At 63.8% G+C, this 16,676-nt stretch carries 17 protein-coding genes; 11 read left to right on the plus strand and 6 right to left on the minus strand.

Annotated features, from left to right (window positions below):
• Positions 1 to 5 precede the first annotated feature (5 nt).
• Positions 6 to 1,532 (plus strand): hypothetical protein, encoded by a 1,527-nt coding sequence (locus IC232_RS11740; RefSeq protein WP_190845120.1) that lies wholly within the window; start codon positions 6 to 8, stop codon positions 1,530 to 1,532.
• A gap of 28 nt (positions 1,533 to 1,560) precedes the next feature.
• Here IC232_RS11740 and IC232_RS11745 read toward each other — a convergent pair whose 3' ends face one another.
• Positions 1,561 to 1,818 (minus strand): hypothetical protein, encoded by a 258-nt coding sequence (locus tag IC232_RS11745; protein WP_190845121.1) that lies wholly within the window; start codon positions 1,816 to 1,818, stop codon positions 1,561 to 1,563.
• Between the two features lie 180 nt (positions 1,819 to 1,998).
• Between IC232_RS11745 and IC232_RS11750 the strand changes: the two genes are divergently transcribed.
• The 4 genes from IC232_RS11750 (at position 1,999) to IC232_RS11765 (ending at position 4,599) form a co-directional block, all read left to right on the plus strand.
• Entirely contained in the window at positions 1,999 to 2,598 is a 600-nt protein-coding gene (locus IC232_RS11750) for a helix-turn-helix domain-containing protein (protein ID WP_190845122.1), read from the plus strand.
• A 10-nt stretch (positions 2,599 to 2,608) separates the two neighbouring features.
• On the plus strand, positions 2,609 to 3,148 hold the full coding sequence (locus IC232_RS11755; RefSeq protein WP_190845123.1) for a GNAT family N-acetyltransferase: 540 nt from the start codon (positions 2,609 to 2,611) through the stop codon (positions 3,146 to 3,148).
• Between the two features lie 103 nt (positions 3,149 to 3,251).
• Positions 3,252 to 4,019: a sulfite exporter TauE/SafE family protein gene (locus tag IC232_RS11760; protein WP_190845124.1), complete on the plus strand. Its 768-nt coding sequence runs from the start codon at positions 3,252 to 3,254 to the stop codon at positions 4,017 to 4,019.
• Between the two features lie 127 nt (positions 4,020 to 4,146).
• Positions 4,147 to 4,599, plus strand: coding sequence for a hypothetical protein (locus tag IC232_RS11765; RefSeq protein ID WP_190845126.1), 453 nt, complete (start codon positions 4,147 to 4,149; stop codon positions 4,597 to 4,599).
• A gap of 66 nt (positions 4,600 to 4,665) precedes the next feature.
• On the opposite strand, the gene IC232_RS11770 is transcribed toward IC232_RS11765, so the two are convergent.
• Positions 4,666 to 5,697: a cysteine synthase A gene (locus IC232_RS11770; protein WP_190845375.1), complete on the minus strand. Its 1,032-nt coding sequence runs from the start codon at positions 5,695 to 5,697 to the stop codon at positions 4,666 to 4,668.
• Positions 5,698 to 5,901: 204 nt separating this feature from the next.
• Here IC232_RS11770 and IC232_RS11775 point away from each other — a divergent pair, with 204 nt between their 5' ends.
• Entirely contained in the window at positions 5,902 to 7,137 is a 1,236-nt protein-coding gene (locus tag IC232_RS11775) for a YeeE/YedE family protein (RefSeq protein WP_190845128.1), read from the plus strand.
• Between the two features lie 111 nt (positions 7,138 to 7,248).
• On the opposite strand, the gene IC232_RS11780 is transcribed toward IC232_RS11775, so the two are convergent.
• Entirely contained in the window at positions 7,249 to 8,169 is a 921-nt protein-coding gene (locus IC232_RS11780; RefSeq protein ID WP_190845130.1) for a hydrogen peroxide-inducible genes activator, read from the minus strand.
• Positions 8,170 to 8,261: 92 nt separating this feature from the next.
• On the opposite strand from IC232_RS11780, the gene IC232_RS11785 reads away from it, so the two are divergent.
• A complete protein-coding gene (locus IC232_RS11785) occupies positions 8,262 to 9,728 on the plus strand; it encodes a catalase (RefSeq protein ID WP_190845131.1) in 1,467 nt (488 codons plus the stop codon).
• Between the two features lie 215 nt (positions 9,729 to 9,943).
• On the opposite strand, the gene IC232_RS11790 is transcribed toward IC232_RS11785, so the two are convergent.
• A complete protein-coding gene (locus IC232_RS11790; RefSeq protein ID WP_190845133.1) occupies positions 9,944 to 10,594 on the minus strand; it encodes an MBL fold metallo-hydrolase in 651 nt (216 codons plus the stop codon).
• A gap of 143 nt (positions 10,595 to 10,737) precedes the next feature.
• On the opposite strand from IC232_RS11790, the gene IC232_RS11795 reads away from it, so the two are divergent.
• Together IC232_RS11795 and fghA are read left to right on the plus strand one after the other, a co-directional pair.
• On the plus strand, positions 10,738 to 11,850 hold the full coding sequence (locus IC232_RS11795; RefSeq protein ID WP_190845134.1) for an S-(hydroxymethyl)glutathione dehydrogenase/class III alcohol dehydrogenase: 1,113 nt from the start codon (positions 10,738 to 10,740) through the stop codon (positions 11,848 to 11,850).
• A gap of 15 nt (positions 11,851 to 11,865) precedes the next feature.
• The gene (gene fghA / locus IC232_RS11800) at positions 11,866 to 12,711 is read left to right on the plus strand and encodes an S-formylglutathione hydrolase (protein ID WP_190845136.1); all 846 of its coding nucleotides are present in this window, start codon (positions 11,866 to 11,868) and stop codon (positions 12,709 to 12,711) included.
• 171 nt (positions 12,712 to 12,882) lie between these two features.
• On the opposite strand, the gene IC232_RS11805 is transcribed toward fghA, so the two are convergent.
• Entirely contained in the window at positions 12,883 to 13,458 is a 576-nt protein-coding gene (locus IC232_RS11805; protein WP_190845138.1) for an NUDIX domain-containing protein, read from the minus strand.
• Positions 13,459 to 13,589: 131 nt separating this feature from the next.
• Between IC232_RS11805 and IC232_RS11810 the strand changes: the two genes are divergently transcribed.
• The gene (locus tag IC232_RS11810) at positions 13,590 to 14,414 is read left to right on the plus strand and encodes an SIR2 family NAD-dependent protein deacylase (protein WP_190845140.1); all 825 of its coding nucleotides are present in this window, start codon (positions 13,590 to 13,592) and stop codon (positions 14,412 to 14,414) included.
• Positions 14,415 to 14,473: 59 nt separating this feature from the next.
• Positions 14,474 to 15,799: an AmpG family muropeptide MFS transporter gene (locus IC232_RS11815; protein ID WP_246812170.1), complete on the plus strand. Its 1,326-nt coding sequence runs from the start codon at positions 14,474 to 14,476 to the stop codon at positions 15,797 to 15,799.
• 122 nt (positions 15,800 to 15,921) lie between these two features.
• Here IC232_RS11815 and IC232_RS11820 read toward each other — a convergent pair whose 3' ends face one another.
• Positions 15,922 to 16,674, minus strand: a complete 753-nt coding sequence (locus IC232_RS11820; RefSeq protein WP_190845142.1) for an SDR family NAD(P)-dependent oxidoreductase — start codon at positions 16,672 to 16,674, stop codon at positions 15,922 to 15,924.
• Positions 16,675 to 16,676 lie beyond the last annotated feature (2 nt).

A 16,676-nucleotide genomic window follows, 5' to 3' on the forward strand; every position in this document is an offset into this window, starting at 1 on the left:
CCGAAATGATTAGGTACACATCATCTGGATCAAGATTATTCATCGCTGAATTGCTCACCACGACATTTCTCGGCCTCGCACTTCTCACTCCTGCGGCCGCACAGGATCCATCCCGCGTCACACCTGACATAGAGGCGGCGGGCAACCCGCTCGATAGTGCCGTCGCGCAAAGTGACCTGCAGAAATTTCTTCCGCTGCTGCTGACCTCCGCAGACCGGCGCAGGCTTGCGGCCGATCTCGAAACCTCCATTCGCAAAGGTAACCTGAAGGCGGCCGAAGCGAGCCTCAACACAGCCATCGAGGTCGGCACCCTGGCCATCGTTCTCTCCGACCATCTCAGCAGTCCGAACCTGCTCAAAGCGCTGCAGGACCTCAAAGTTCAAGCTTCTGCCGATTCAGCACCCGTGGCGGATGCTCCTGCGGCGGGCCTGCCGGTAGCCTGCATGACTGCGACGGAGATCAGCAGTGCCAACCTGGCCGAGCTCCAGCAGGCCCTCGAGCAGGAACGGTCCTATGGGGGCATGATTTCGCAGACCCTGACGGCTCTGATGCAGGAGCACAACGCCCTTGCTGCGCGGCTCGAATCCGAAACGGCCTCTCACGACATCAAATCGTCCGAGATGCAGCAAGCCCTGCAGCAGGAGCAGGAGCGAAGCATAACGTTCAGGCAGGAACTGCAAAGGCTTCAGGAGGAGTACCAGACCCTGCAGGCGGCGAAGGAGCAGGTTGCCGCTCAGGCGGGCATCGCCGCTTCGAACAATCGCGTGCGGCAGGAGCGCGAACGACTTGATCTGGCGGAGCGCCAGCTCGCGAGCACTCTCAAGGAGCTGCGCGAGTTGCAGGGTCTCAAGGACCAAATCGTGGTGTCGACGACATCCCGGATGGCCGAGCTGGAGAAGGCTCTGGCGCGCGCTCAAATCCGTGGCGATGTGCTGACGCAGGAACTGACTGCGGCGAGCGATGAACTACGCGCCGTCAAAGAGCCCCGGCAACCGGGCCCCGCTCCTGTGATGTTCCGGCTTGCGTCCACAGGCGCGGAGCCTCCCTTGGGCGCGGCGCCCGTGGAGGCTGCTCCTGCTCCGGCCGCTCAAGCAAGCCTGCAGCCATCCGAGCGCCCGCCGGCTGCGCAGGACGCCACATCGTCATTGCCCGCCGCCAGGGCTCCCGCTCCCGTGGTCGTCGCGGCCTTGCCGGACAGCATCTCACCCTTGCCCATGGGGAGCGTGCCGCTCGGAGGCGAGACCTCGGTCAAGGCCGAACCCGCCAAGGCGGACGACCGGCTCGTCTCCCGCGGTGAGGAGCTCTTGAGCAAGGGAGACGTGAGCGGCGCACGTCTCGTTCTCGAACGTGCACTTGCGAGCGGTCACGCCCGCGCGGCTTTCCTGCTGGCAGAAACCTTCGATCCCAACACGCTCTCAAAACTCGGCGCGCTGGGCCTCAAGGGTGATGCGGCGAAGGCGCGGGAACTCTACACGCAGGCACAGGCCTTAGGCATGGCCCAGGCACGAGACCGGCTGGAGGCTTTGCGGTAACGCAGGAAGGCGGCTGAGTGTCCGGGCCTTAGAATGGCACCCACTCGCCGCCCTCGGTCAGCGAGTCCACGGCGCGCTCTAGGGCGGTGCCCGCATCGAGCAGTTGCTGCGCCGTCTGCTGGATCTGCAAGGGGGAGCCGGGCAGCCCTGCCACATGCTCCGTCAGGTCTCGCACCCGCTCGATCAGTTCGATGAGATCGGCCGCGAGCGCAACCCTTTCCTCCGCTGCCGCATGAGCGGGCCGGCCTGGCTTAAGGCGGGGAGCGAGAGGGATCACGTTCGACATGGGGTGAAAGTCTTCTTTTGTTCTGCCGAGGGCAATGGACTGCCCCCGCGTGATCCACAGCAAACCGCAGCCATAAAGCCTGCCAAGCTGTCTGACGACTCCTTTTTCCCTAGGAGCGGCTTCCCAGAAGCTTTGGTCGCACAGCTTGACTCCAGTATTTTGGAACTGCATTCTAGTTTAATGGATGAGACTTCCACCATCAGCACCCATCTGGCCGTTCGCCTGCGCGACCTGCGTGCGGGAGCAGGCATGACACTCGACGGGCTTGCCGAGCGTACGGGGGTCAGCCGCTCCATGATCTCCCTCATCGAGCGCGGCGAGAGCAGCCCGACGGCAGCCGTTCTCGACAAGCTTGCCGCGGGCCTCGGCGTCACCTTGGCGTCGCTTTTTGCGGGGCAGGAGAGCGCCGCCGCCTCTCCCCTGTCGCGGCGCGGGGATCAACCGGTGTGGCGGGACCCGGAGAGCGGCTATATCCGGCGCAATCTTTCCGCGCCGGGCTACCCTTCCCCGGTCGAACTGGTGGAGGTGGTGCTCCCGCCCGGTGCGCGGGTGGCCTATGACACGGGACGCCGGGCCGCCGCCGTTCATCAGCAGATCTGGATCATTGAGGGAACCATCACGCTCACCCTGGGCGAGGAGACTTACTCCCTCGGCACCGGCGACTGCCTCTCCATGCGGCTCGACCGGCCAATCGCTTTTCGCAACTCCACCGATGCCCCTGCCCGCTACCTGGTGGCGCTCGCCACCGATCCGCATGCCGCTCACAACCTTTATCGATGAGACAGCGCCTATGAACGAATCCGTCATCATCCGTCAGCTGACCCCAAAGGAAGCCCACGAGCAGATCGGCGCCCTGTCGGCCGTGCTGATCGATTGCGTCGAAGGCGGCGCTTCGGTGAGCTTCATGCTGCCCCTGACTCAGGAACGAGCCGATGCCTTCTGGCAGGGGGTCGCAGACGGAGTCGCGGCCGGGGAGCGGATCCTGCTCGTCGCGCAGGATGCATTCACCGGCAGGGTCATCGGCACCGTTCAGGTGATCCTCAAGCAGCCTGAGAACCAGCCCCACCGGGCCGACATCGCCAAGATGCTCGTTCACAACCAGGCCCGGCGTCGCGGCGTCGGCGCCGCCCTGATGCGGGCGGCCGAAGAAGCGGCGGCAAAAGCCGGCAAGACGGTGCTCGTGCTCGACACGGTGACCGGCAGTGACGGTGAGCGTCTGTATGAGCGAGCCGGCTGGGTGAAGTCGGGCATCATCCCGAACTATGCCCTCTGGCCGAAGGGCGGGTTCTGCGACACGACCGTGTTCTACAAGCAGATTTCAGCCGTCTGACCGAGGTTGGGCGACGGCCATTATTGCACTCTCGGAGCGTCCAGCCTATGGCTGACATCTTGATCCATCCCGCCCTGCCGTCATCACCACCAGACTGATCATCATGGAATTGTCCACTGCGGTGCTGCTCGCCGCCTCGGGCCTCGCGGCCGGCCTCGTCAACGCCATTGCGGGCGGCGGCACCTTCTTCACCTTCTCGGCCCTCGTTGCCGCCGGTCTTCCGCCGGTTGTGGCCAATGCCACCAGCGCCGTGGCCGTCACGCCGGCGAACCTGTCCAGCGCCTGGGCTTACCGGCGGGAGCTCGCGGCCAATGCCCGGCGCTTTGCGGCACTTGGGATCGTCAGCCTCATCGGCGGCTTGGGCGGCGCCTATATTCTCACCGTCACCAACAACGATGCCTTCCGGCAGCTCGTGCCGTGGCTGCTGCTCTTCGCCACTCTGCTCTTTGCCGCAAGCCCGAAGATCGTCGCGCTCGCACGCGCCATCGGCAAGCACGAGGGCGACCATCCCTCCACCAAGGCCTGGGCCGCCGGCCTCGCCTTCCAAACGGGTGTTGCGGTCTATGGCGGCTTCTTCGGCGCGGGCATGGGCATCGTCATGCTGGCGGCGCTCGCCATCACCGAGGGTGACGACTTCCATCTGATCAACTCAGCCAAGCACCTCTGCTCCACGCTGATCCAGCTCGTTGCCGTCGTGCTGTTTGTGATCGCCGGTCTCGTGAGCTGGCCGGAGACGATCATCGTCGGCGCAGCCTCGGTGATCGGCGGTTATCTCGGTGTGGTTTTCGGCCGTCGCCTGCCGGCAAGCAGCATCCGCTGGCTGGTGATTGCGGTCGGCGCCGCACTGACACTGTATTTCTTTATCCGCTGAATTCGATAACCATATTCGAAATAGCGCGGTCCCGAGCGGCTTTTTGCCGGCCGCTGCCCGATTCACGCCACAACCATGCTCCTTCCTGCACGTCTCGATTCTGAGTTGTCGCAAAAAGGAAATGACCGTGGCTGAATCCCCAAACATGTCAGGACTCGACGGAACGCAATCGGTGAGCGCCCTCGGCCTGCGGTGGGCTGCCTTGCGCGGCATGCTGAACTCGCCGCTGATCATGGTCGAGGAACAGCGCTCGCTGCGGGATGAGCTGGTGCGCGAATTGTCCACGATCGAGCAGGACTTCAGCGATCTGCCGTCGCGCAACACCATGGAGGTTTCGGCGAAGCTCGACATCGCCAAGTCGGCATTGCGCGAGCGCGTTCAGAACGGAGAAACCTGGCTCATCGACCTGATCGACAGCATCCAGGCCGATCTGCATTCGCTTCATGCGAAGGCGCCTGCTGCCGCAACCCATTCGGCGGGCCGCTCTCCGGCCAATCTGAGCCGCCCTCAGCAGCAGCGCTCCGATGAGACGGCCAGCACACCTTCAACCACAGAGGCGACCACGTCGTCCGCTGCGTAATCTAGAAACGCCGCGCCTGACTCATTCGGGCGCGGCGCATAAATGCAGGGATGCAACGTTCCTGCGCTACACGAGTCCCGGATCGATGGTGCTCTTCGTATCGAGCCATGCGGGAACAGGCAGGTTCTTAGCCCGCAGGAACTCCGGGTTGAACAGCTTGGACTGGTAGCGCGTGCCGGAATCGCAGAGCACCGTGACGATGGTGTGCCCGGGCCCCAGATGCTTGGCGAGCCGAATCGCACCCGCAACATTGATGCCTGACGATCCGCCGAGACAGAGCCCCTCGTGCTCCAGCAGATCGAAGATGATCGGCAGCGCCTCCTCGTCCGGGATCTGGAACGCCACATCGATGGGCGCGCCTTCCAGGTTCTGTGTTACCCGCCCCTGACCGATGCCTTCGGTGATCGACGTGCCGGTCGCCTTGAGCTCGCCCGTCTGAACCCAGTTCGCGATGGCGGAGCCCATGGGATCGGCAAGCGCAATCGTGATGTTCGGGTTGCGCTCCTTCAACGCCATGCCGACGCCAGCAAGCGTCCCGCCCGTGCCGACTGCGCTGACAAAGCCGTCGACCTTGCCGCTCGTCTGTTCCCAGATCTCAGGCCCGGTTGTCTCGATATGCGCCTGCCGGTTGGCGACGTTGTCGAACTGGTTCGCCCAGATGGCACCGTTCGGCTCTTCCTTCGCCAGACGCTCCGCCAGGCGGCCTGAGACCTTCACGTAGTTGTTGGGATTGGCATAGGGCACCGCTGGCACCTCGATCAGCTCGGCGCCTGCAAGCCGCAGCATGTCCTTCTTCTCCTGGCTCTGCGTCTCCGGGATCACGATCACGGTCCTGAAGTCCATCGCGTTGGCGACGAGCGCCAGGCCGATGCCGGTGTTACCCGCCGTGCCTTCGACGATGACCCCGCCCGGGCGCAACGCGCCACGCCTGACCGCATCCTGGATGATGAAGAGCGCCGCCCGGTCCTTCACCGACTGGCCCGGGTTCATGAACTCGGCCTTGCCGAGAATCGTGCAGCGGGTGAGTTCCGAGGCGTGGCGGAGCTTGATGAGGGGCGTCTTGCCGATGGCGGAGGGAACGTCAGGCTGAATCATCAGGTCATACCTCGGTGCAGGACAGGAAAGCTCTCAGCCCATCCTGAAGGGCAGCGCGCTGAGAGCCCAGCTCTTTAATCACATACTTAAAATGTGATTATTGAAGCAATTACATATCTTGACGTTCTTTATAACGAACGCCATGTTGGTTGTGCAAGGCGCATGAGGCACCTGGCACTTCATTTCCACGCAGCTTTAGGAACCACCATGTCCAGCTCTGCAGTGGCGTCGCCTCTTTCCGCAGGAAACCGCGCGAGCCTGACCACCAACGCTCCGGCCACCTTCGCGGCTGCAGCCGGGATCATCGGCGGCGCAGCGCTGCTGGGTGCCATTATCAATCCGCGCCAAGCGGCGCTTTATGTGCTCGGCGCAGCCCTCGGCCTCGTGCTCTATCATGCGGCCTTCGGCTTCACCTCGGCCTGGCGCGTCTTCATCGCGGACCGCCGGGGCGAAGGCCTGCGAGCCCAGATGGTGATGCTCGCCATAGCGTCCGTGCTCTTTTTCCCTGTGCTCGCTGAGGGCACCCTGTTCGGCCAGCCGGTTGCCGGCAACGTGTCGCCGGCGGGCATCGGCGTGGTGTTCGGCGCCTTCATCTTCGGCATCGGAATGCAGCTCGGCGGCGGCTGTGCCTCCGGTACCCTCTACACGGTGGGTGGCGGCTCGACCCGCATGCTGATCACGCTCGCAGCCTTCATCGCGGGCTCCGCCATCGGCGCCGCGCATCTGCACTGGTGGGTGGCATTGCCGAGCCTGCCGGCGATTTCTATCATCAAGTCTTGGGGCCTCTGGACAGCACTCGCCTTCCAGCTCGTAATCTTTGCCCTGATCGCGGCGGTGACTGTCGTGGTCGAGAAGCGTCGGCATGGTCGCCTCATCACGGCTGATCCGTCGCCGCGTCACGGCCTTGCCCGCTTCCTGCGTGGCCCCTGGCCCATCGTGGCAGGTGCGGTGGCGCTGGCGCTGCTGAACTTCGTAACGCTCTATCTGGCCGGCCGTCCCTGGGGCGTGACCTCGGCTTTCGCGCTGTGGGGCTCGAAGATCGCGGCCGTTATCGGCTTCGACGTGGCGAGCTGGCCCTACTGGTCGTCGCCGGCTCGTCAGGCTGAGCTCACCGGCAGCATCTTCAATGACATCACCACGGTGATGGATTTCGGCATCATCTTCGGTGCCCTGCTCGCCGCCTCCCTCGCCGGACGCTTCGCTCCGGCTTGGAAGGTTCCCCTGCGCTCGGCTGTGGCTGCCGTGGCCGGTGGCCTCCTCCTCGGCTATGGCGCACGCCTTGCCTATGGCTGCAACATCGGGGCCTATTTCTCCGGCATTGCCTCGGGCAGCCTGCACGGCTGGGTCTGGCTCGTCGCGGCCTTTGCCGGCAATGTCCTCGGCACCCGCGTGCGTCCCCTCTTCGGCCTCGAAGTGGAGCGCGTGAAGCTCACCGGCTGCTGAACGAGTCACCGGGTTTGAGAAGGTCTTCCGGTACAAGCCGGAAGACCTTCTCGTTTCTGAGCAGGGTGCGGATTCCGGCTTCGTCCGAACTCCGTCTGTCTGCGCGACGCATCAGCGGTTCATAGGTTTTGCTGTGTCCATCTCCTCACGCCTGAGCGACTTGATGAGTGCGCCAAGCGCTGTGAAATCACTTTGCCGAGCGGAGCTGCGGCGCCACGCGAGACCGACGATGCGCATGGGCGGCTCTTCGGGAAACGCGATGAGCGCCACCCGCTTCCGGTCGACCTCCGTCTTGGCGCAGAGTTCGGGCAGCAGCGTGATGCCGTGACCCGCCGCCACCATCTGCATGATGGTCGTGAGAGAAGCCGCGCCGAGCGCCTTGCGGGCCTGCATGTTGGCGATCTGGCAGAACTGAAGCGCCTGATCGCGCAGGCAATGCCCTTCTTCCAGCAGCAGCAGGCGCTCCTGCCCGATGCGGGTGCGCAGGTCGCTCTTGCTCCAGTCCGGAGCCGCCTGGCTCTGAACGGCGATGAGGAAGCGGTCCTCGAAGAGCGGCATGGTTTCAAGCTGTGATGACTCGACCGGCAGGGCGACGAGCACCGCATCCAGCTCGCCCCGAACCAGTTCCTCCACAAGGGCGTTCGTCTGCGTTTCGCGGATCTGCAAATCGAGCTGCGGATAGTGCTTCGTGACCTCGGTCAGAATGTCCGGCAGCAGGTAGGGTGCAATCGACGGAATGATCCCGAGCCGAAGGGTTCCTGTGAGAACGCCCTGATGCTGGCGTGCGTAGTCGGACAACTCCCGCACCTGGCTGAGGATCGCCTCAGCCCGTGCCGCAATGTCCTGCCCGGCCTGGGTCACCGCGATGGTGTTGCCCCGACGCTCGACAAGCTCGACGCCGAGTTCCCGCTCCAGCTCCTTGATCTGCATGGAGAGTGCCGGCTGCGTGACGGCGCATTGATCGGCCGCCATGCCGAAATGCTTCGTCCGGGCCAGTGTTTCGAAGTAGCGAAGGTGCCTGAGCGTGATCATGCGATAAGAATATCTGATCGCTCTTTGTAATCAATACAATTGGATCTGATCGCCTACCTCAGCCATTGTCGCCCCGCTCAACAGGGACGACCATGACAAAAACAATCACGATGACCACCACGGCCGGGGCGCCGATCGCCGACAACCAGAACAGCCTGTCCGCCGGCTCCCGCGGCCCGCTGCTGCTGCAGGATTACCAGCTCATCGAGAAGCTCGCGCACCAGAACCGCGAGCGCATTCCGGAGCGTGTGGTGCATGCGAAGGGCTCGGCCGCCTACGGCACGCTGACCATCACCAACGACATCACCCAGTATTCCAAGGCGAAGGTCTTCTCGGAGATCGGCAAGCAGACGGAAGTGTTCCTGCGCTTCTCGACCGTCGCCGGCGAGCGCGGCGCGGCCGATGCGGAGCGCGACGTGCGCGGCTTCGCGCTGAAGGTCTACACGGAAGAAGGCAACTGGGACATCGTCGGCAACAACACGCCGGTGTTCTTCGTGCGCGATCCCGTGAAGTTTCCCGACTTCATCCGCACGCAGAAGCGTCACCCGGCCACGAACCTGCGCTCGCCGACGGCCATGTGGGACTTCTGGTCGCTCAGCCCCGAGACCCTGCACCAGGTGACGATCCTGTTCTCGGATCGCGGCCTGCCGCAGGGCTACCGCTTCATGCACGGTTTCGGCTCGCACACCTACTCGTTCATCAACGTGGCCGGTGAGCGCTTCTGGGTGAAGTTCCACTTCAAGTCCATGCAGGGCATCAAGACCTGGACAAACCGCGAGGCCGAGGCTGTCGTCGCGAAGGACCGCGAGAGCGCCCAGCGCGATCTCTACGAGGCGATCGAAGGCGGCAGCTTCCCGCGCTGGAAGTTCTGCGTGCAGATCATGCCGGAGACTGACGCGGAAAAGACCTCCTACAATCCGTTCGACGTCACCAAGGTGTGGCCGCATGCCGAGTACCCGCTGATCGAGGTCGGCGTGCTCGAGCTCAACCGCAATGCCGCTCACTATTTCGCGGAAGTGGAGCAGTCCTCGTTCTCACCGTCGAATATCGTGCCGGGCATCGGCTTCTCGCCCGACAAGATGCTGCAGGGCCGCATCTTCGCCTATGCGGATGCGCATCGTTACCGCGTCGGCACGCACTACGAGGCGCTGCCGGTGAACCGCCCGCGCTGCCCGGTGCATCACTATCATGCCGATGGTGGCATGTTGTTCGACGTGCCGAACCGTGGTGATGCCTATTACGAGCCGAACTCCTTCAACGGCCCGGTGCAGACGCCCCGCGCCGCCGAGCCGCCGCTGAAGATCTCGGGCGACGCGGACCGCTACGACCATCGGGCCGGCAACGACGATTACAAGCAGCCGGGCGACCTGTTCCGCCTCATGACCCCGGACGAGCAGGGCCGGCTCATGGACAACATCGCGGAAGCCATGCAGGGCGTGCCCGAAGACATCGTGAAGCGCCAGATCGTGCACTTCTACCTCGCCGATAAGGCCTACGGCCTCGGCGTGGCGAACCGCATGGGCCTCAAAGGTGCCGTGATGATCCAGGCTGCGGAATAGACAGGAGCCGCAGGGCCAAGAAGGAGCGGCTCGGGAGCAATTCCGGGCCGTTTTGTTTAACGCGCCACTGTCATTCCGGGGCGCCGCAGGCGAGCCCGGAATCCATAGCCGCTAACGGTGCAGCAGAAGGCGTGACGCTGATCGCCTCTACTTTGAGCGTCGCGTTTATGGATTCCGGGCTCTCGCTACAGCTCGCCCCGGAATGACAGTGGGTTTCAAATCAGTTCCTCGCCCTGCAGGAACGGATTGCTCTGCCGCTCCTGGCCGATGGTGCTCATGGGGCCATGGCCGCAGATGAAGGTGATATCGTCGCCAAGCGGCAGGAGCTTGTCCTTGATCGAGCGGATCAGCGCCTTGCCGTCACCCCCGGGAAGATCCACGCGCCCGACGGAGCCCTGGAACAGCACGTCGCCCACAAGTGCAAAGCGCTGATCTTTCGACACGAGCACGACGCTGCCCGGCGAGTGGCCGGGGCAGTGCAGCACATCCAAAGTAAGATCGCCGACTGTCACCTGATCGCCTTCGTCGAGCCAGCGATCGGGCGTGACGGGACGAGCTTCGAAACCATAGCTCCGCCCCTGCTCCGCGAGCCTGTCGAGCAGGAAGCGGTCTGCCTCGTGCGGACCTTCGATCTGAACGCCAAGCTCCTCCCGCAACTCAGCGGCACCGCCCGCATGGTCGATATGGCCGTGGGTGAGGATGATCTTCTCGACGGTGACGCCGCTTTGCGCGATGGCATCACGGATGCGGGCGAGATCACCCCCAGGATCGACCACGGCGGCCTTCTTGGTCTTCTCGCACCACAGCAGGGTGCAGTTCTGCTGAAACGGCGTCACGGGGATGATGGCGGCGCGAACGTCGGGCACTCTGAAATCCTTCCTGTGGTCACGTGAGACATAAGGGCCGGAAGTAGCCTTGAGAAGCCTCAACGCTTCGCGAGCACCTTACTTGACCTTCCGACACCCGGGTTCGCATAGTCCCTCATCGAATCACAAGCGAGGACGCGAGCATGGAAACCAGGGCCGCCGTGGCGTGGGAGGCTGGCAAGCCGCTCACCATCGAGACCATCCGCTTAGAGGGCCCAAAGGCCGGCGAGGTGCTCGTGGAGGTGATGGCGACGGGCGTATGCCACACGGACGCCTACACCCTGTCGGGCCTCGACTCCGAGGGCAAATTCCCGGCGATCCTGGGCCATGAGGGCGCCGGCATCGTGCGCGAGGTGGGCCCCGGCGTGACGACGCTCAAACCCGGCGATCACGTGATCCCGCTCTACACGCCCGAGTGCCGCAGCTGCAAATCCTGCCTGTCGCGCCGCACCAATCTCTGCACGGCCATCCGCTCGACTCAAGGGCAGGGCCTGATGCCGGACGGCACCTCGCGCTTCCGCTGCGACGGCGAGACGGTGTTCCACTACATGGGCTGCTCGACCTTCGCGAACTTCACCGTGCTGCCGGAAATCGCCCTCGCCAAGGTGCGCGAGGACGCGCCCTTCGACAAGATCTGCTACATCGGCTGCGGCGTCACCACGGGCATCGGCGCGGTGATCTACACCGCGAAGGTCTGGCCCGGCGCGAACGTGGTGGTGTTCGGCCTCGGCGGCATCGGGCTCAACGTGATCCAGGGTGCGCGCATGGTGGGCGCCGACAAGATCATCGGCGTCGATATCAACCCGGCCAAGGTCGAGATGGCCAGGAAATTCGGCATGACCGACTTCATCAACCCTAAGGAGATCGGCAACGACAAGGTCGTGCAGGCGATCGTCGACCTTACGGGTGGCGGCGCGGACTTCTCGTTCGATGCCACCGGCAACACGGATGTGATGCGCCAAGCCCTCGAATGCTGCCACCGTGGCTGGGGCGAGAGCATCATCATCGGCGTGGCGGAAGCCGGCCGGGAAATCGCCACGCGTCCATTCCAGCTCGTCACCGGCCGCGTCTGGAAGGGCACGGCCTTCGGCGGCGCGCGCGGGCGCACGGACGTGCCGAAGATCGTGGACTGGTACATGGAGGGCAAGATCAACATCGACGATCTGATCACCCACACCATGCCGCTCGACGAGATCAACACCGCCTTCGACCTCATGCACGAGGGCAAGTCGATCCGCTCGGTTGTCGTTTACTGATCGGGGAAGAGAGCATTGAGCTTCGAGACCGTCTCGCAAGCGCGCTGCTTCGGCGGCACGCAGTTCGTCTACCGCCATGTTTCCCGTGAAACATCCACGGCCATGCGGCTGGCGGTGTTCGTGCCGCCGCAGGCGCAGGACCGCAAGGTGCCGGTTTTGTGGGTCCTCTCCGGGCTCACCTGCACGGAGGAGAATTTCACCGTAAAGGCGGGCGCGCAGCGGGTGGCTTCGGAGCTTGGCCTGATGCTGATTGCGCCCGACACAAGCCCCCGCGGCGAGGGCGTGCCCGACGATCCGGAGGCCGCTTACGATTTCGGCCTGGGTGCCGGCTTCTACGTGGATGCCGTGCAGGAGCCTTGGGCAAAGCACTACCGCATGCGCTCCTATATCGAGCGCGAACTGCCGGAACTCATCGCGGAAAACCTGCCGGCGGATATGAGCCGGCAGGGCATCACCGGCCACTCCATGGGCGGACACGGAGCGCTCACCATTGCGTTGCGCAATCCGGGACGCTTCAAAGCAGTCTCGGCCTTCGCGCCCATCGCCTCACCGATGAACTGCCCCTGGGGCGAGAAGGCGCTGGGCAACTACATCGGCTCCGATCGCTCAGCTTGGCGCGACTACGATGCCTGTGCGCTGATCGAAGGCGGCGTCCGCCTGCCCAACCTCCTGGTCGACCAGGGCACCGCCGACAGCTTCCTCGACAGCCAGCTCAAGCCTGGGCTGCTGGAAGAAGCCTGCGCCAAGGTCGGCCAGCCCCTGACCCTGCGGATGCAGGACGGCTACGACCATTCCTACTTCTTCATCGCGACCTTCATCGAGGATCACCTGCGCTGGCATGCCGAGCGGTTTAGATTGTAGAGGCTGGTTTCCCCGAGCATACTCATAAGCCCTCATCCTGAGGAGGTCACGCAAGTGACCGTCTCGAAGGACGAGGGCGCCTCTAGTGCTCTCTGGATCCTCCTTCGAGACGCAGCTTCGCTGCTCCTCAGGATGAGGTTGATGGAATGGGACGGACCCTTAGAATTGCTGCTAGGCCTTGCCGAACAGCTCGGGGTGCCGGAGCTGCAGGGCTTGGATCAGCACCAGGGTCTTCATATCGGCAACGGCGCCTTTTTCCAGCATGCCCATCAGCTCGTCGAGGCCGATCTCCAGCACCTCGATATCCTCGTGCTCGTCGGCGAGCCCGCCACCCTCCTCCACCCGATCGGCACTCGTGTAAGGGGCCAGGAACAGGTGCAGGCGCTCCGTGGTGATGCCAGGGGTCGACCATGCGGTGACCACCCGTTCCAAGCGATGGAGACGAAGACCCGCCTCTTCCATGGCCTCACGCCGGGCGCAGGTCTCCGGCTCATCCTCGTCGAGCAGCCCGGCCACAGCCTCCAGGAGATCCGGCTGCCCCTCCACATGCATGACCGGCGCGCGGAACTGCCGGACCAGAATGACCTTGCGCGCTTGCCAGTCATAAGGAAGCACCGCCGCCGCATCGGGGCTGTTGAGAACCTCCCGCGCCATGGTGCGGCCGTCCGGCATCTGAACCGTCAGCTTGAGAAGCTTGCGCCAGCCCTCGTAGAGGGTCTCCACCTGCTTGACCTTGTAGCCTGCCACGTCCTGCTCTCTCCTGATTGGCGGTTTGCACCCTATGACAACACCTGAAACGCTCAAGTTATCCCTCGTCCCGTGATGAAGCTTAAGAGCAGCTTTGTGCGTTAAGGCCAGGACAGTGCAAGGAGAGCATCGTGCTCAATGATCTGGTCGCAGCCATCAGGACGAAGCAGGCGATCCTGTTTGCCGGTGCCGGCGTTTCCATGACGGTCGGCCTGCCGTCCTGGAGCACCCTGATCGAGCACATTGCCGACGAGCTTGATATCGACCTGTCCGATTTCAAGGGAACGGATCTCAACTACCTGACGCTGGCGGAATATTACCGGCTCAAGCAGGGCAGCATCGGCCCTCTGCGCAGCTGGATGGACCGGAACTGGACCATTCCCGAGGATACCCTGAAGAAGTCCCGCGTCCACGAGCTGATCTGCAAGCTCGACTTTCCGATTCTCTACACCACGAATTTCGACCGCAACCTGGAAACCGCCTATGACCTTCATGGCAAGGATTATGTGAAGATCGTCAACGCCAAGGATATCGCCCGCGTTCGCGAAGGCGTGCCGCAGATCGTGAAGTACCACGGCGATTTCGACGATGACGGCTCCATCGTCATCGCCGAGACCGACTATCTGGAGCGGCTGTCCTTTGAATCGCCCCTCGACATCAAGTTCCGCTCCGATTCGCTGGGCAAGACCATCCTATTCATCGGCTACAGCATGACGGACCTCAACATCCGCTTCCTGATGCACCGGCTCTGGAAGACCTGGGGTGGGTCGGGCTACGAGCGCGACCGGCCGCAATCCTATGTGTTCATGCTACGCGCCAACCCGGTGGAGCAGGCCGTTCTGGAGCAATGGGGCCTGCAGGTGCTGATGGAGAAGGAGTGCCCGCCGGAGAAGGCGCTGGAAAAGTTCCTCACCAAGCTCAGCAAGGCCGTCGAGAAGGACGAGGACGGGGTCTGATTGGCACCGGCGCCACCTTGTGCCAATCTGCCCGCCTTTCAGGTTCACAAGATCATTTCATGGCTTCTGCAGAAAAACGCCGCCTTTCCCTCCGCGATGTCCTGACCGACGGGCGCATCGCGCTCATGCTGCCCTTAGGGTTTTCCTCGGGCCTGCCCTTCCTGCTCGTCTTCAGCACCCTGTCGGCCTGGCTGCGCGAGGCGGGGATTTCGCGCACCGAGATCGGGATGCTGAGCTGGGTGGCGCTGGCCTATTCGTTCAAGTTCCTTTGGGCTCCCATCGTCGACCGTTATGACGTGCCGGGTCTGGCAAACCTGCTCGGGCGGCGGCGTGGCTGGATGGCGTTCGCCCAGATCGTGACGGCCCTCGGCATCGTCGGCATCGCCCTCAGCGATCCGCAGACGAGCCTTCCCCTCACCATTGCGTCGGCGCTTCTTGTCGCCTTTGCTTCGGCCACGCAGGATGTGGTGGTCGATGGCTGGCGCATCGATGTGGCCTCCACCGAGCGCCAAGGCATGATGGCGGCCGCGTACCAGCTCGGCTATCGGCTGGCGCTTATCTGCGCGGGCGCGGGCGCGCTCTACATCGCGGAGTTCGTGAACTGGCGCAGCGCCTATCTGGCCATGGCCGTGCTCATGGGCGTCGGCCTTGTCGGCACACTTCTGGCGCCGCGCGGCAATGAGAGCGCCGTGCGCGAGCGCCTCCCGTTCACAGCAGCCATCATCGAGCCGCTCACGGATCTCTTCCGGCGAAAGGGACTGATCCTCATCCCGATCCTCGCGCTCATCGCCTGCTTCCGCCTGCCCGACTTCGTCGCCGGCGTCATGGCGAACCCGCTCTACATCGACCTCGGGTTTTCCAAGACCGACATCGCCGACGTGTCGAAGCTCTACGGCATCTGGGTCGGCATTGCCGGCGCTTTCGCGGGCGGCCTGGCGCTGACACGGCTCGGCTTGTGGTGGACGTTGCTGATCGGTGCAGTTATCGCCGCCTCGTCGAACCTGATGTTTGCCTGGCTTGCATTCGAGGGAGCCGACAAGCTCTTGTTCATCCTCTCGATCAGCATCGACAATTTCGCCTCGGGCTTCGCCGGCTCCGCCCTCATCGCCTACATGTCGGGACTGACCTCGCCGGGCTTTGCCGCCACGCAATACGCCCTGCTTAGCTCGCTCTATGCCCTGCCAGGCAAACTCATCGGCGGCGCATCCGGCGCGGTGGTGGATGCCTACGGCTATCCCCTCCTCTTCACCGCCACCGCCAGCATCGGGATCCCGCTGGTGATCCTATGCTTCGTGGTGCGGCGGGATACGATGAAAACGGTGGCCGAGAAGGATGAGGTAATCGAGGAGGCATCGCCCGCCATCGGAGCCGGGTCGAGGGCATAGGTTCGAACGTCATCCCGGGGCCGCGCAGCGGAACCCGGGATCGTCTGACGAGAAGTGCGCCTGATCCTGATGGCGATCCCGGCTCTCGCTCTGCTCGGCCGGGATGACCGGGGTGGTTGGACCTACACCCAGCCGCCATCCACCAGATAAGTCTGCGCCGACATGGCGCTGGAATCGTCCGAGCCCAGGAACAGCGTGAAGTTGGCGATGTCCTGCGGCACGAGCTTGCGCTTCACGCACTGGCGCTTGAGCAGCTCCTTCTCGCCCTCCGGCGTCAGCCACAGGTCGATCTGGCGCTGGGTCATGATCCAGCCTGGAACGAGGCAGTTGACGCGGATGTTCTTCGGCCCGAGTTCGCGCGCCAGTGCGCGGGTGAGGCCGACTGAAGCAGACTTCGCGGTCTTGTAGGCCGCAAAGGAATCGTCGCTCACCATGTAGCTCGTGGAGCCCATGTTGATGATGGAGCCGCCGCCCGCCTTCTCCATGTCCGGCAGCAGGGCCTGCGCGGCAAAGAACTGGTGGTCGAGATTGGTGGCGAAGCGTTCGCGCCAGTATTCAGGCGTCACCTGATCGATGGTGTGGCGATCGTCGCGCGCCGCGTTGTTGACGAGGATCGTGATCGGCCCGATGGCATCGCTCGCGCGCCGGATCGCAGCCTGAAACGCGGGAATGTCGCGGACGTCGCTGTGTTCGAAATGCACGCGCTCGCCGAGTTCCTTGGCCAGCGCCTGGCCGGCCTCGGCATTATAGTCGAGGATGGCGACCTTGCTGCTTTGAGCATGAAACGACCGCGCAATGCTCTCGCCAATGCCACTGGCCCCGCCGGTGATGAGAACGGACTTGCCTTTCAGGGAACCGTAAATGGTCTGGGTCATGA

This window comes from Microvirga sp. (genome assembly GCF_014699075.1).
Classification (GTDB): domain Bacteria; phylum Pseudomonadota; class Alphaproteobacteria; order Rhizobiales; family Beijerinckiaceae; genus Microvirga.

Coding starts and splice junctions, on each gene's coding strand:
- IC232_RS11785 (WP_190845131.1), top strand. CDS start 8,262: ATGACAAAAACAATCACGATGACCACCACGGCCGGGGCGCCGATCGCC.
- IC232_RS11745 (WP_190845121.1), bottom strand. CDS start 1,818: ATGTCGAACGTGATCCCTCTCGCTCCCCGCCTTAAGCCAGGCCGGCCC.
- IC232_RS11820 (WP_190845142.1), bottom strand. CDS start 16,674: ATGACCCAGACCATTTACGGTTCCCTGAAAGGCAAGTCCGTTCTCATC.
- IC232_RS11760 (WP_190845124.1), top strand. CDS start 3,252: ATGGAATTGTCCACTGCGGTGCTGCTCGCCGCCTCGGGCCTCGCGGCC.
- IC232_RS11795 (WP_190845134.1), top strand. CDS start 10,738: ATGGAAACCAGGGCCGCCGTGGCGTGGGAGGCTGGCAAGCCGCTCACC.
- IC232_RS11750 (WP_190845122.1), top strand. CDS start 1,999: ATGGATGAGACTTCCACCATCAGCACCCATCTGGCCGTTCGCCTGCGC.
- IC232_RS11780 (WP_190845130.1), bottom strand. CDS start 8,169: ATGATCACGCTCAGGCACCTTCGCTACTTCGAAACACTGGCCCGGACG.
- IC232_RS11815 (WP_246812170.1), top strand. CDS start 14,474: ATGGCTTCTGCAGAAAAACGCCGCCTTTCCCTCCGCGATGTCCTGACC.
- IC232_RS11755 (WP_190845123.1), top strand. CDS start 2,609: ATGAACGAATCCGTCATCATCCGTCAGCTGACCCCAAAGGAAGCCCAC.
- IC232_RS11775 (WP_190845128.1), top strand. CDS start 5,902: ATGTCCAGCTCTGCAGTGGCGTCGCCTCTTTCCGCAGGAAACCGCGCG.
- IC232_RS11740 (WP_190845120.1), top strand. CDS start 6: ATGATTAGGTACACATCATCTGGATCAAGATTATTCATCGCTGAATTG.